The organism is Ruegeria sp. AP7 (assembly GCF_056539905.1).
The window spans coordinates 1-13,407 of sequence record NZ_JBQFVT010000011.1 but is presented as its reverse complement, the minus strand read 5'-3'; the positions used below and the strand labels follow the sequence as shown (position 1 = coordinate 13,407).

The window sequence follows — 13,407 nt, the reverse complement described above, 5'->3', positions numbered from 1 at the left end:
ATTTAGCGCTGGGCACGCGAAATCAGCCCGAATTGCGCCCTCAAATCCAAAAAAATCTGACTGGCTACGTAGTAGTAGGTATTCACATTCATGTGTGCGGAACTAGGCTAACGCGCACTGGAAACGATCGACCCGGCATCACCCGGGGAATGAATATGAAGGGGAGGATCACTCATATGGATCGTCGTAAGTTTCTAAAAACATCAGCACTGGGCGGCTCGGCCGCTGCAGCCACCACGCTGGCAGCGCCCGCCTATGCGCAGGGCAAGCGCACGCTGACCATGGTTACCTCGTGGGGCCGTGGCCTTGCGGGTGTGTTTGACAGCGCGCAGCGCTGCGCCGACAGCATCACCACGATGTCGGATGGCGACCTGAACGTTGAAATCAAAGCAGCCGGTGAATTGGTTGGTGCTTTCGAAGTATTTGACGCGGTATCGTCCGGTCAGGCTGATATGTACCACGCGGCAGACTACTACTTTGTGGGTCAGCACCCGGGCTATGCCTTCTTCACCGCTGTTCCGTTCGGCATGACCGCGCAGGAACTGGTGAACTGGTATTACCATGCCGGCGGCATGGAGCTGCATGATGAGCTGGGCGAAATCTTCGGCCTGAAATCCTTCCTGGCCGGTAATACTGGCGCGCAGGCAGGTGGCTGGTACTCGAAAGAGATCAACAGCCCTGAAGACTTTAACGGCTTGAAGTTCCGTATGCCGGGTCTGGGCGGTAAGGCGCTGGGCAAGCTGGGTGCCTCGGTTCAGAACATTCCGGGTTCGGAAGTGTATCAGGCGCTGTCGTCCGGTGCGATTGACGGAACCGAGTGGATCGGTCCTTGGGCTGACGAAAAAGCGGGCTTCCAGGAAATCACCAAGACCTATTACACCGCAGGCTTCCATGAGCCGGGTGCGGGTCTGTCGTTGGCCACTAACCGCGAGGTTTATGACAGCCTGTCCGCTGCGCAGCAGAAGATCATCGAGATCGCAGCAGCCGAATGCCACCAGTGGAACTTGGCACAATTCCTGGCCAACAACGGTGCCGCGCTGGCGCGCTTGCAAGCCGGTGGCGTCAAGGTCATGGAATTCCCTGACAGTGTTTGGGACGCATTTGGTGCAGCCAGCCAGGAAGTTCTGGACGAGAACATGGGTGACGAGTTGTTCAAGCGCATCCACGACAGCGCCATGGCGTCGATGGCTGAGTCCTCGGCATGGAACAACCTGTCGTCGGGTGTTTACACCGCACAACGCGACCGCGTTCGCGGCTAAGTAAACCGCTCAATGCAATCGGTTCCCCCGTAAAGGCGGGGGAGCCTTTCCCGTTGCACATAAGCGGTTCGGACATGCCGCAATAATCAAACGTGCAACCGATACGACCTGGGGACAACATGCAGGACGAAAACGGTATCTCGTTCTTCGGCGCCCTGTGGAATGGACTGATATGGTTCATTCAGAACATTGCCGAAGCCTTCTATAATTTCGGATACGCCATCACGCATCCGCAGCTCTGGCTGAACTGGTCGGACAAAGAAGCGATCATGCGCTTTGTCTATTACGGCGGGTCTGTCGAGTTCTTCTTCGTGATCTTCGCGCTGTTTCTGGTGCTGACGGCCGTAGGGCTCTACTACCGGAACTTTATGTGGGGGATGGTGCGCGGGCTCGAGGGTTTTGCCAACACCACTGGACGTTTCTTTGCCTGGGCAGGACTGCTGATGGTGATCCAGCAGATCGTGATCGTATTCATGCAGCGGGTGTTCACGCGACCAGATATGTCCTTTGGTTTGGGTATCCCTTTTCAGATGGATATCAGTTGGTTTGCCGAAGAACTTAAACTTTATAACGCGATGGTTGTCTGCCTGTGCTGCACTTACACATTCGTGCAAGGCGGTCACGTCCGCGTTGACCTGATTTATGCTGGTATCAGCCACAAGGCCAAACGCGTCGTTGATATGTGTGGGGCGGTTCTGTTCATGATGCCCATGGCCGTGCTGACCTGGATGTATGGCTGGTACTTCATGTGGCGGCACCTGATCGTGCCGAAACCCTCGGCCAGTGATACGCTGGACCGGCTGCTGGCCAAGTCCCGAGCGCTGCGTTGGAACGTGGAAACCATCGGGTTCAGTCCCAATGGGTTCAACGCCTACTTCCTGTTCAAAATTCTGCTGGTGGCCTTTGCCGCCATGGTGTTCCTGCACGCGATTGCCTTCCTGTATCGCTCGTATCTGGAATACGTGGAAGGGCCGGAAAGTGAAGGAAAATACCTCGACAAGGACAGCCTTGGCGAGGGTGAAGAAGCCTACGAAGGCGCGCATTAGGGACGGAGAACCAGACAATGCTATTCGGACTTGATGGCGTCGAGATAGGCCTCATTATCGTATTCTTCTGCCTGTTTGGTGGAATTCTTAGCGGCTTTCCGGTGGCTTTTGCTATCGGTGGGGCCGGGGTGATTTCCTTCGGGATAATCGCCGCATTAGACAGCGCCGGACTGTTGATCCACCAAGCGATCGACACCGGTTCGCAAGCCTACCGTGACGTGGTGAATTCGGGTGTCAAACCTGACGTGATATCCGTGTTCCGATACCCGGATTTGCCAAGGATCGCCGAGCCGGTCTTTGTACAAGGCTGGGAAACCGCGCTGGACCGGAACGTCTCTTTCATCGTGAACCGTATGAACGAGCGTGTTCTGGCCGGGCAATCGATTGAAACCCTGCTAGCGGTGCTGATGTTCGTCCTGATGGGCATCACGCTGGAGCGGTCGAAGATCGCAAACGACCTGCTGACCACGATGGCGCGCGTCTTCGGGCCCTTGCCCGGTGGCCTTGCGGTCTCGATTGTGGTCGTGGGTGCATTCCTTGCGGCTTCGACCGGTATCGTGGGCGCGACTGTGGTGACCATGGGCTTGTTGGCCCTGCCCACCATGCTGCGGAACAACTATTCGCCGGAACTGGCGACGGGTGTGATCGCGGCCTCGGGTACGTTGGGGCAGATCATTCCACCGTCCATCGTGATCGTTCTGCTGGGGACGCTGGCGGGTGACCTCTATTCCACCGCACAGGAAACGCGAGCGGTCGAGGCCGGGTGTACCGATGCGCTGACCTATCTGGGCGAGCCTGCAGTCGTTTCGGTGGGCACCTTGTTCCAGGCGGCGCTGCTGCCAGGGATCATGCTGGCGCTGCTATATGCGCTCTATGCCTTTGGTTATGCGCTGCTGAACCCGGAAAAGGCCCCGGCGGTTGAGCTGTCGGGCGGTTCGGGTGAAACCATCACGCGCTCGGAAGGTCTGACTTGGCTGCTGGGTGCTCCGGTTGCTCTGATCGTTGGCGCTGTACTGCTGGGCAGTGCGGGCGTGATCGGAAGCCAGAATGTCTCAGTCTCGGCATTCTCGGATATCGGGCAGGGCGCATCACTGCGCACAAACGTCTCGGAAGAGTGTCAGGCTTCGATGATCGAACTGCATGGTCAATCCGCCTGGGATCAGGCGGTGGCCGAGCAGGAAGCGATCGATGAGGCAGGAGGTGCGGCTGAATCCCAACGTCTGAGCGAAGAGGAACTTGCGGCTGCACAAGAGGCCAAGATCGCTGCCGCTGCACCAATAGGAAACGGTGTTGCCGTTATTGTGGTTCTGCTGGGGCTCACGTTGGTACTGGGACGCGGGATTGCTCCATCGCGGTCGCCGCAACCTCTGATCGTCGGGGCTATCGGCTTGTTGCTGATGCTGCTGGTCGATGTGCTGCTGATTGCGCCGACAACGTCGTCCGGGGCGACGTTCCTGTTGCTGGCGATACCCTTTGCGTTTGCCATGTATGGCTGCAAAGAGGCGGCCGCACGATGCGCCACCAATGATCTGATCCGTGTGGTTTTCCCGCCATTGGTTCTGATCATCGCGGTGCTGGGATCGATCCTTGGCGGTGTCACCAACCCCACGCCCGCAGCGGCACTGGGGGCGGGTGGGGCTATCATGCTGGCAGCCTATCGTAAGCTGCAGGATCAGGGTAGGTCGGGCAAGGTGATCATATGGTCGACCTTTGCAGTGATCATTGCGCTGCTGATGGGCGTGAACTTTGATCTGCGTATCAATCAGGGCGGTGTCACGGTCGAAAGCTGGATTGCCTTCATCATTGCCTATTCCGCTTATCTTTACGCGCTGTTCGGGCTGTTGTTCGCATGTTGGGTGCTGTTCTCGAGCGGGGTTCTGACACCTGTAGTGCGCGAGACGGCTAAGGTGACCTCGATGGTCTTTACCATCCTGATCGGATCGCAACTGCTGAACCTGGTGGTGATCTCGTTCGGAGGCGAGCACTATATCCAGCAATTCCTCAAGAGCTTCGACAATGAATTCACAGTCTTCCTGATTGTGATGCTGGTGTTGTTTTTCCTGGGCTTCGTTCTGGATTTCCTTGAGATCATTTACATCGTGATCCCAATCGTGGGACCGGTGATCTATGGCGGGTCATTCGATCCGAAATGGGTGACGATCATGGTTGCGGTGAACCTTCAGACCTCGTTCCTGACGCCACCTTTCGGGTTTGCGCTGTTCTATCTACGCGGAGTTGCTCCCAAAGAGGTCACAACCGGCCACATCTATCGTGGCATCATACCGTTTGTGATCATTCAGGTGGTGGGTATCGCGATCTTGTGGTTCTTCCCCTCGATCGTCACCATTGTGCCCGATCTGATACCAAGCTGATTGAGGCGATTTATGTCCAAGGGAAAGGGGGCTTCGATGCCCCCTTTGCTTTATGCAACTGTGAAGGGGATCAGGTGAACTGGATCAGGTCCCAGCGATTGCCGAAGGGGTCACGCCAGACCGCTACGGTACCGTAGGGTTCGTAGCGAGGCGGTTCTTCAAAATGAACGCCGTTGACGCGCATGTTTTCGTAGTCCCGATTGAAATCATCTGTTTCAAGGAAGAAGCCGACACGGCCCCCTGTCTGGTTCCCGATGCACGAGCGCTGGACGCCATTCGCAGCCCTGGCAAGCAACAGCGTACCCTCGGATGATCCCGGAGGCGCGACGCGCACCCAGCGTTTGCCACCACCCAGATCAATATCCTGGAGCAGCGAGAAGCTCAGCACATTGGTGTAGAACGCAATCGCATCATCGTAATCCGGCACTACAAGAGTGACCGCGTGAAGGCTCTGCCTCATTGCAGGTTAGCCTTTCGTCGGATGTCTGTCAGGCAGTTGGATATTGGCCACCTGCTCGGCAATGGGGGCCGATGACAGAGGGTGGTGCGCTGTCTGGGCGTATTGTTCCGGGTCTTCAATCTGCTTCCATTCGCCTCGAATATAGGCCTGAAGCCCCGAAAATTTGGCTTTATAGTCCATCTTCGGACTGCCGGGGACCCAATATCCCAGATAGATGTAAGGCAATCCTGCCTCGCGCGCGATCTCAATATGGTCGAGGATCATATACGTACCCAGAGAGTGTTGCTGAAACTGTGGATCGTAGAACGAGTAGACCATGCTCAACCCGTCATCCAGCACATCGGTCAGGCTGACTGCGATCAATTCGTCTGTATCGGGATCGGCATATTCCACTACGCGACTGCGGATCGGGGTTTCCTCGATCATCGCGGCAAATTCAAACACATCCATATCGGCCATACCGCCATCAGCATGGCGAGCATCGAGATAGCGCCGGAATAGGTCGAATTGCTCATCCGTGGCCCACGGCGATGTGGCACGCCGAGTCAGATAGGAATTGCGCCGATAGGCCCGTCTCTGGCTTTTGCTGGGGCGAAAGCTTGAAACATCGATGCGCGCTGACAGGCAGGCGGCGCAATCGGTGCAGGACGGTCGATAAAGCACATTCTGCGAACGGCGAAATCCTTGTTGCGACAAGCAATTATTCAGCTGGTCCGCGCCTTCTCCCTGAAGGGCGGTGAACAGTTTGCGCTCCATTCTACCCTCAAGATAAGGGCAGGGTTGGGGTGCTGTCACATAGAATTGTGGCGCGATTGGCAGCGTGTGTCGCATGAAGGTCCCGCATTTCCTCGGGACCGATGATAGCAACGGTTTTTGGTGTCGCCAAGTGTCTCACTCAGGTGTTTAGTTAGGCGCGTTGATTGATCATCACGGTGCCAAGGAAGGCATCGGTAAGGCCCTGACGACGGGCGCTGGTCATCATCATGATAACCGAGATGATCTGCAGTACCGGAAACGCCATGCTAACGAAATAGCCTGCCGTGTGTGCGATGGCTTTGCCTGTATCCATCCGGGCACCAAACGCATCACGCAACTCAATCCCCATGAAGCGCATCCCCAACGTGGCCGAGCCATTCGCGATAGTGACAACGCGGTAGACGAAGCTAACCACGGCATAGATCAGGGCCAGGATGAAAAAACCCATGCCAAAGGTCAGTAGAATTGCAACTGTACACAGCAGCGAGATGAAGGCGATGTCGAACAGCCAAGCAAAGAAGCGTTTGGTCGCCACGGATTGATAGAATTCGGGCTGGCTGTCGGGATCAGGCAGGTGAGTCATAGAGTGCGGTCCGGAAGTTTGTCAGAAACACCCTGTCCCGACAACCGGGACAGGGCAAGTTCAGATCAGACGGGTTTATTGCCATCGTCTGCGTCGTCGCGATTGTCGCGGGCGCGTTCGTCCATGAACTCGTCGAATTCGGCCTTATCCTTGGCTTCGCGCAGGCGGTGCAGGAAGGCCTCAAAGTCCTTCTGTTCACGCTCGAGCCGCGCCAGCGTGTCAGCCTTATACGCGTCAAATGCGCTGTTGCCCGAAGGTTTCATTGCGCTCATGTGACTGTTCCACGATGAACGACGGCTGCAGGATTTGCTGAACATGCGTTTGCTCCAGATCATATAGGCAAGGAAGGCAAGGCCGATCGGCCAGAAGAAGATAAAGCCAAGGACCATTGCGGCGATCCAGGCGCCTTTGCCCTTGCTGTCAAGCCAGGCTTCGCTTCGGTGCAGCCACCCCGGGTTTTGGGGAACGGCGTGGTCGGACAATGCGGTCATGTGCTCTCTCCAGTTAGGATGTAAATGCTTTTCACATTTCCTAGATGGGAGGGGTACAAGGCTGATGCAAGGGGTGTATGTGAAAAAGATTTACATTTTATGGATCATCGCTCCTGATTGGTTGACGCGGTCGCGGATCGGGCGCAATTTCAGCTCATGCAAGATATTGAAAATAATCCCGCCCCATCACTTGATCAGATTCTATCTTTGGAAAAACAAGTGTGGACTGCACTTGTTGAAGGGAACGCCGAGGCGGACCGTGCCTTGCTGAGCCCAGATTTCCTGGGCGTATACCCATCCGGGTTTGCAAATCGAGATGATCACGTGGGCCAGTTCGCCGATGCGCCGACGATGGCACAGTATGAACTCAGCGACACCAGACTGCGTGTTTTGTCGGCGGACATAGTTTTGCTCTCGTACCGCGCAGATTATCGGCGACCCGACAGAGAAGAATGGGAAGCGATGCTGATCTCATCACTTTGGGAGCGGCGGCATGACGTTTGGGTCAACAGCTTCAGCCAGGACACCCCTTTGGATAAAGCATGAGTGACGCTCTCGCCATAAACCGTCTACCGCGTGCATTTCATGCCGAACTAGGGCAGGAAACACGTGCTGCACTGCCCGATCTGACGGCCGAACAGGGTGAGTTGATCGCAGGAACTGCTGGCTCCAGCCCCTATCTTAAGGGATTGATCGATCAAGAACGGGATTGGCTGCCGCAAGCGCTGCAGCGACCAGACCAGTCATTCGCGGAGGTGATGGAGGCGACTCGGAAGCTGCCATCGGATCAGTTGAAACCCGGATTACGGCAAGCAAAACGGCGCATGGCATTGCTGACGGCCCTCGCAGATCTGGCGGGTGCGTGGCCGCTGGAAAAGGTGACTGCTGCGCTGACCGATTTCGGCGCACTGGCTGCCGATGTGGCAGCGAAGGCTGAGATTGCCGCACTGATCCGGCGCGGAAAGCTGCCGGGCATGACTGAAGACGATGTCGAAACCGCTGCCGGTATGGTCATTCTGGCGATGGGCAAGATGGGTGCGCACGAGCTGAACTATAGCTCGGATATCGACCTGATCGTGATGTTCGATGAAACACGTTTCGACCCTGATGATTTTTACGAGGCCCGGCAGGGAATGGTTCGCGCCACGCGTAACTTTTGTGCGACGCTCAGCGACAAAACGGCGGATGGATATGTATTCCGCACTGATCTGCGCCTGCGCCCTGACCCGGCAGTCACGCCTGTGTGTCTGGCGATGGAAGCGGCTGAGCGGTACTACGAAAGCCTTGGACGCACGTGGGAGCGCGCGGCCTATATCAAGGCGCGACCTTGTGCCGGGGATATCGCGGCGGGGCAGAGGTTTTTGGATGCGTTGCGCCCGTTCGTCTGGCGCCGGCACTTGGATTTTGCCGCGATTCAAGACGCTCATGACATGCGTCTGCGCATTCGCGAGAATAAGGGAACTGGTGGCAGCCTCTCGATTCCAGGTCATGATATGAAGCTGGGGCAGGGCGGTATACGCGAGATTGAGTTCTTTACTCAGACCCGCCAACTGATCGCAGGAGGCCGCGACCCTGACCTGCGGGTGCGGGGAACCGTGCCTGGTTTGGCGGCGCTGGCGTCGAAAGGCTGGGTGCCCGAGGATGTCACCGTAAAACTAACGGATCATTACCGCGCCCATCGCGAGGTCGAGCATCGCATCCAAATGGTACATGATGCTCAAACCCATAAAGTTCCAAACTCAGAAGACGGGATCGAACGGGTTGCCTGCCTGATGGGCATCAGTAGCGACGAACTGACCGCCGATCTGACCCGCCGCCTGACCGAAGTGCACGAATTGACTGAAGGGTTCTTTGCCCCCGGACCGGGCGCGCAGCCTGCGCAGCTACAAGAGTTCGAATTCGACAAGGGTGTTCTGGCCCGCTGGCCCACCTACCCGGCGCTTCGGTCTCAGCGGGGGGCTCGGATATTCGAGCGGCTAAGGCCCGAGCTTTTATCGCGACTGGCAAAGACCGCGAAACCCGAAGAAGCGTTGCTTGCGTTGGACGGGTTTCTGTCTGGATTGCCAGCCGGGGTGCAGCTGTTTTCACTGTTTGAGGCGAATCCGCAACTGATCGATCTGCTGGTCGATATCGTCGGTACATCTCACGCTCTTGCCACCCATCTTTCGCGCAATGCCTCTGTTTTTGACGCGGTGATAGGCGGAAGTTTCTTCAGCGACTGGCCGGGGCTGACTACGTTGCGGGCCGATCTTTCACGGGCCCTGACAGAAGAAGACGACTATGAAACGCAGCTGGATTTTGCGCGTCGCTGGTGCAAGGAATGGCACTTTCGCATCGGCGTGCATCATCTGCGCGGATTGATCAACGGGGCGCAGGCCGGGCGGCAATATGCTGAACTTGCGCAGGCCGTTATCGCGGCGGTGCTGCCTTGCGTTGTCGAGCAGTTTGCCAAAAAGCACGGCCCTGCGCCGGGGCGTGGCGCCGCGGTTCTGGGCATGGGATCGCTTGGGGCAGGGCGCATCAACTCGCAATCCGATCTGGACATGATTGTCATCTACGACCCACAGGATCAGGACATGTCTGATGGCCCCCGCCCGCTGGCCACGCGGACATATTACGCTCGGTTTACCCAAGCCCTGATAACGGCGCTCAGCGCGCCGATGTCGCAGGGGCGTCTTTATGAGGTCGACATGCGCCTTCGACCTTCGGGCAATCAGGGGCCAGTAGCCACCAGTTGGGGCAGCTTCACCAACTACCAGCAGAATGAAGCCTGGGTGTGGGAACACCTGGCGCTGACCCGAGCTCATGTTGTTGCGGGCGATGCTGAGCTGGCGGAGGATATCGAGACCTTTCGCGCTGAATTCCTGTCGCAACCACGCGATAGGGACATGGTTCTGAAAGAGGTTGCCGAAATGCGCGCCCGGCTTGCTGCCGCCAAAGCACCCGCCGGAGTGTGGGACGCCAAGAACGGACCGGGCCGCATGATGGATATCGAATTGTTGGCTGAAACTGGAGCTTTGATGGCGGGGCTTTCTCAGCGCGACGTGGCTTCGGGTCTTGACGGCGCTGTCGCAGCCGCGTTGCTGGATGTCGCGCAGGCACAAACCCTCAGGGACTGTTACGACTTATGCTGGTCGGTGCAATGCGCAGCGCGGCTGCTGTCGGGAAAAGTGATTGAGGCCGATAAGATTGGCGAGGGAGGCACAGCCTTCCTGTGCCGGGCCACCGGGTTCGATCAGGTCGAGCAGCTGCAATCTGCCTTGAAGGACAGTTACAGTAGGGCCGCCCAGTTGATCAGCGGCGTGGTTGGGGAGATTGAAGATGGCACGCAATGATGATCCGAACGACCATAAAGGTCTGATCCGCGAAGCTTATCGGATTGAAGGCATCACCTTGCCTGAATGCCGCAGCATTTTTCTGGACTGGGCGCTGAGCCTGCCTGTAGACCGCGATCAGAAACAGGCCGTGAGCTCTCTGCATTCGATTTACTCGGCTCAGACAGAAGACCACCCAATGACGCAGGTACTGGCCGAAGGGCTGCAAACTGCCCAAGCGCCCAAGCGGCGTGGCGGCTGGCGCAATCGCAACCGCTAACAGGGCTTTTACCCCTGCGTATTCGCGACTATGAGGGCGCCATGACAAATTCATCCGAACGCCCCCGTATCCGTTTGAAACCCAAGGCCAACGCGCGTGGCCTTCGCCATGGGTTTCCATGGGTCTATGCCAATGACATCGTGACCGACCGCCGGACTCGAAAAATCGAAGCCGGAGCATTGGCTGTGCTCGAAGATGATAAACGCGCACCCATCGCTCTGGTCGCAGTAAACCCGGCCTCGAAGATCATGTGCCGGGTGCTGGATCGCGATATCGGGACACAGCTGACCGCGGATTGGTTCGAAACGCGACTTCGCCATGCGCTTGAGATGCGCGAAAACTTGTTTGATGCCCCATACTACCGTCTGATCCATGCTGAGGCGGATGGGTTTCCGGGTGTCATCATCGACCGCTTCGGAGATGCCTGCGTGATCCAGCCAAACGCCGCATGGGCCGAGGCGCATCTCGATGCGCTGACCGACGCGCTGGTCAAAGTCACCGGGGTATCTACGGTGTTGAAAAATGCCTCGGGCCGCACGCGCGGTTTGGAAGGGCTGGACGATCTCAGCCTGGCCCTCCGCGGCACTGCGCCCGAGGCACCGCTGCCGGTGCCCATGAACGGTGCAACATATATGGCCGACCTGACGGGCGGGCAGAAAACCGGCCTGTTTTATGACCAGCGCCCCAATCATGCGTTTGCCGCCAAGTTGGTTCACCCCGGTGCGCGTGTACTGGATGTTTTTAGTCATGTCGGTGGATTCGGCTTGGCCATGCTGGCGGGCGGCGCGGCACACGCCGTGTCGGTTGATGGATCGGCGGCGGCTTTGGAATTGGCGGCAAAGGGCGCTGAGGTATCAGGGTTTGCCGATCGTTTTCAGACCCGTCAAGGGGATGCCTTCGATGTGCTGGCCAAGCTGGGGGAAGAGGGTGCAGAATTCGACGTTGTAATCTGCGATCCTCCAGCCTTTGCACCCTCGAAACAGGCGCTGGACGCAGGCTTGCGCGCGTATGAGCGCATCGCACGTCTGGCAGCACCGCTGGTCAAGCCCGGCGGTTACCTTGGCCTCTGCTCCTGTTCTCATGCCGCCGATTTGGGACGCTTTCGTGATGCGTCTTCGCGCGGGATCGGACGCGCAGGGAGACGAGCCCAACTGATCCATACCGGATTTGCGGGCCCTGACCACCCGCAACTGCCGCAACTAGCCGAAAGCGGTTACCTCAAAGCTGTGTTTTACCGGCTGTGAAAGCGGTTCTGGATACCTGCGTCATCTATCCAACGGTGATGCGAGAAATGTTGCTGGGCGCCGCCAAGCTTGGCCATTTTACACCTGTCTGGTCCGCGCGCATCTTGGAAGAATGGGCCCGCGCGGCGCGCAAACTCGGCCCGGAGGGCGAGGTACAGGCACGTGCCGAAATCGCATTGGTTCAGGCAAATTGGCCAGATGCCGAGCATCCTGCCGCACCCGGAGCAGAGCAACGTCTATGGCTGCCGGATGCGGCAGATATCCATGTTCTGGCAACAGCAGTCACAAGCTCGTCGGATGCCATAGTCACCGTCAACGCCAAAGACTTTCCAAAAAACATCCTTGCCGAAGAAGGGCTTGATCGGCGCGACCCCGATGGGTTGCTGCACGGTTTCTGGCTTTCGGATCCAGAAGGCATGTCGCAAATCGCTACCAGCGTTCTGTCAGTCGCCAACCGCCTATCGGGCGATAACTGGACATTACGCGCACTGATGAAGAAAGTACGGCTGCCAAGACTAGGCAAAGCGCTCGCCGACTGACGCAGGATTTTCTTCATCTGGCCAAAAATACTCCGGGGCGTGTGCGGGGCTGGCCCCTCGCTTCCAAACTAACCACCAACGCCCCACTTTTGTTCCAACACCTCCAACGCTGCAATCCGCTCATCCGTCTTCGGGTGGCTCATCAGCCAGGCTGGTACTACGCCTGCACGCTGTTGTGTCAGATCTTCAAGCTTGTGGAACAATGACTTCTGCGGCCCAATCCCAATTCCGGCTTTGGTCAAAAGCGCCGCGGCATACTCATCTGCCTCATACTCGTCGCCACGCGACAATCGCGAGGCCAACAGATGTGTCAGCATATTCGCGATCCACGCACCGATGAACGGAATAAAACGGTTCAACAGCATCATCAACGCGGCCCGCAGCGCATTCTGGCCGGAAAAATCGATCATGCGCCGCCGGGCGTGTCCCAGTGCTACATGCCCAAGCTCGTGCGCGATGACGCTCGCCATTTCTTCTGCCGAAACCTCGCCATTGTGAAACTTTCGATAGAATCCACGCGTAATGAAAATGCGTCCATCAGGTGCTGCCAGACCGTTCACCGGATCGATTTCGTAGATGTAGACCGGCACACGATCGATTTCCAAAGCTGCCGCCAATCGGTCGGTCATACGTTTGAGAGCGGGATCAGCCAACTCAGTCGATTTTGCATCCAGCTCGCGATGCGTGCGCCAAACGGAAATCCGATACATGACGACGGCATAGGCGATGGCCAGCAAGATGGGTGTTAATCGGAGCATGTGTTAGATATGGGCGGCTCGCCCTGTAGAGGCAAGTCGCTATTCCAGATACAGGCCCGATTGGAGGGTGTTGCGTAGACGATTGCTACTGACTTGGCGTTGGCAACTGAAGGTTCGAGTGGAACTCGGAGAGCGACTGCTTAGTCAAAACCGCGCCCTTTGAAGCTTCGAAAAACGCATGTTCGGCCTCTTTCTCTGCGACCAAGGTGTCAATTCTCAGATCCCTCACATCCGCGCGCAGATCGTCGCGCGCCTCTTCATAGGCCTCAGCATCGCGCAGTTCATCCTCAAGCGCACTGAGATCG

At 57.4% G+C, this 13,407-nt stretch carries 14 protein-coding genes; 8 read left to right on the top strand and 6 right to left on the bottom strand.

The features are described from left to right. Positions 1–176 precede the first annotated feature (176 nt). The 3 genes from ACR0KN_RS17145 (at position 177) to ACR0KN_RS17135 (ending at position 4,677) form a co-directional block, all read left to right on the top strand. Positions 177–1,259, top strand: a complete 1,083-nt coding sequence (locus ACR0KN_RS17145) for a TRAP transporter substrate-binding protein (RefSeq protein ID WP_170473331.1) — start codon at positions 177–179, stop codon at positions 1,257–1,259. Positions 1,260–1,378: 119 nt separating this feature from the next. Beyond that, complete coding sequence (locus ACR0KN_RS17140) at positions 1,379–2,305, top strand: TRAP transporter small permease subunit (RefSeq protein WP_170773266.1); 927 nt, start codon at positions 1,379–1,381, stop codon at positions 2,303–2,305. Between the two features lie 17 nt (positions 2,306–2,322). Further along, positions 2,323–4,677, top strand: a complete 2,355-nt coding sequence (locus tag ACR0KN_RS17135) for a TRAP transporter large permease subunit (protein ID WP_170773268.1) — start codon at positions 2,323–2,325, stop codon at positions 4,675–4,677. Between the two features lie 70 nt (positions 4,678–4,747). Here ACR0KN_RS17135 and ACR0KN_RS17130 read toward each other — a convergent pair whose 3' ends face one another. From ACR0KN_RS17130 to ACR0KN_RS17115, 4 genes are all read right to left on the bottom strand, one after another. Then, entirely contained in the window at positions 4,748–5,137 is a 390-nt protein-coding gene (locus ACR0KN_RS17130) for a VOC family protein (protein ID WP_480655262.1), read from the bottom strand. A 6-nt stretch (positions 5,138–5,143) separates the two neighbouring features. Then, on the bottom strand, positions 5,144–5,968 hold the full coding sequence (locus ACR0KN_RS17125) for an arginyltransferase (protein ID WP_480655260.1): 825 nt from the start codon (positions 5,966–5,968) through the stop codon (positions 5,144–5,146). A gap of 76 nt (positions 5,969–6,044) precedes the next feature. After that, entirely contained in the window at positions 6,045–6,476 is a 432-nt protein-coding gene (locus ACR0KN_RS17120; RefSeq protein WP_480655258.1) for an RDD family protein, read from the bottom strand. 65 nt (positions 6,477–6,541) lie between these two features. Further along, on the bottom strand, positions 6,542–6,967 hold the full coding sequence (locus ACR0KN_RS17115) for a DUF2852 domain-containing protein (RefSeq protein WP_170540470.1): 426 nt from the start codon (positions 6,965–6,967) through the stop codon (positions 6,542–6,544). A 156-nt stretch (positions 6,968–7,123) separates the two neighbouring features. On the opposite strand from ACR0KN_RS17115, the gene ACR0KN_RS17110 reads away from it, so the two are divergent. The 5 genes from ACR0KN_RS17110 to ACR0KN_RS17090 are packed head-to-tail and all read left to right on the top strand — an operon-like array spanning position 7,124 to position 12,344. Continuing rightward, positions 7,124–7,513 carry a DUF4440 domain-containing protein gene (locus ACR0KN_RS17110; protein ID WP_480655256.1) on the top strand — a complete coding sequence of 130 codons (390 nt, stop codon included), beginning with the start codon at positions 7,124–7,126 and terminating at the stop codon, positions 7,511–7,513. Beyond that, the gene (locus ACR0KN_RS17105) at positions 7,510–10,302 is read left to right on the top strand and encodes a [protein-PII] uridylyltransferase family protein (protein WP_480655254.1); all 2,793 of its coding nucleotides are present in this window, start codon (positions 7,510–7,512) and stop codon (positions 10,300–10,302) included. The genes ACR0KN_RS17110 and ACR0KN_RS17105 overlap by 4 nt, the downstream gene beginning before the upstream one ends. Continuing rightward, positions 10,289–10,561: a hypothetical protein gene (locus tag ACR0KN_RS17100; protein ID WP_480655252.1), complete on the top strand. Its 273-nt coding sequence runs from the start codon at positions 10,289–10,291 to the stop codon at positions 10,559–10,561. The genes ACR0KN_RS17105 and ACR0KN_RS17100 overlap by 14 nt, the downstream gene beginning before the upstream one ends. 41 nt (positions 10,562–10,602) lie before the next feature. After that, on the top strand, positions 10,603–11,805 hold the full coding sequence (locus ACR0KN_RS17095) for an RSP_2647 family RNA methyltransferase (RefSeq protein ID WP_480655250.1): 1,203 nt from the start codon (positions 10,603–10,605) through the stop codon (positions 11,803–11,805). Further along, a complete protein-coding gene (locus ACR0KN_RS17090; RefSeq protein WP_480655248.1) occupies positions 11,802–12,344 on the top strand; it encodes an RSP_2648 family PIN domain-containing protein in 543 nt (180 codons plus the stop codon). The genes ACR0KN_RS17095 and ACR0KN_RS17090 overlap by 4 nt, the downstream gene beginning before the upstream one ends. Before the next feature lie 68 nt (positions 12,345–12,412). Here the strand turns inward: ACR0KN_RS17090 and ACR0KN_RS17085 are convergent, their stop codons facing one another. Continuing rightward, the gene (locus tag ACR0KN_RS17085) at positions 12,413–13,102 is read right to left on the bottom strand and encodes a M48 family metallopeptidase (RefSeq protein WP_170779970.1); all 690 of its coding nucleotides are present in this window, start codon (positions 13,100–13,102) and stop codon (positions 12,413–12,415) included. An 85-nt stretch (positions 13,103–13,187) separates the two neighbouring features. Beyond that, the coding region (locus tag ACR0KN_RS17080; protein WP_480655246.1) for a hypothetical protein at positions 13,188–13,407 on the bottom strand (220 nt) is incomplete at its 5' end.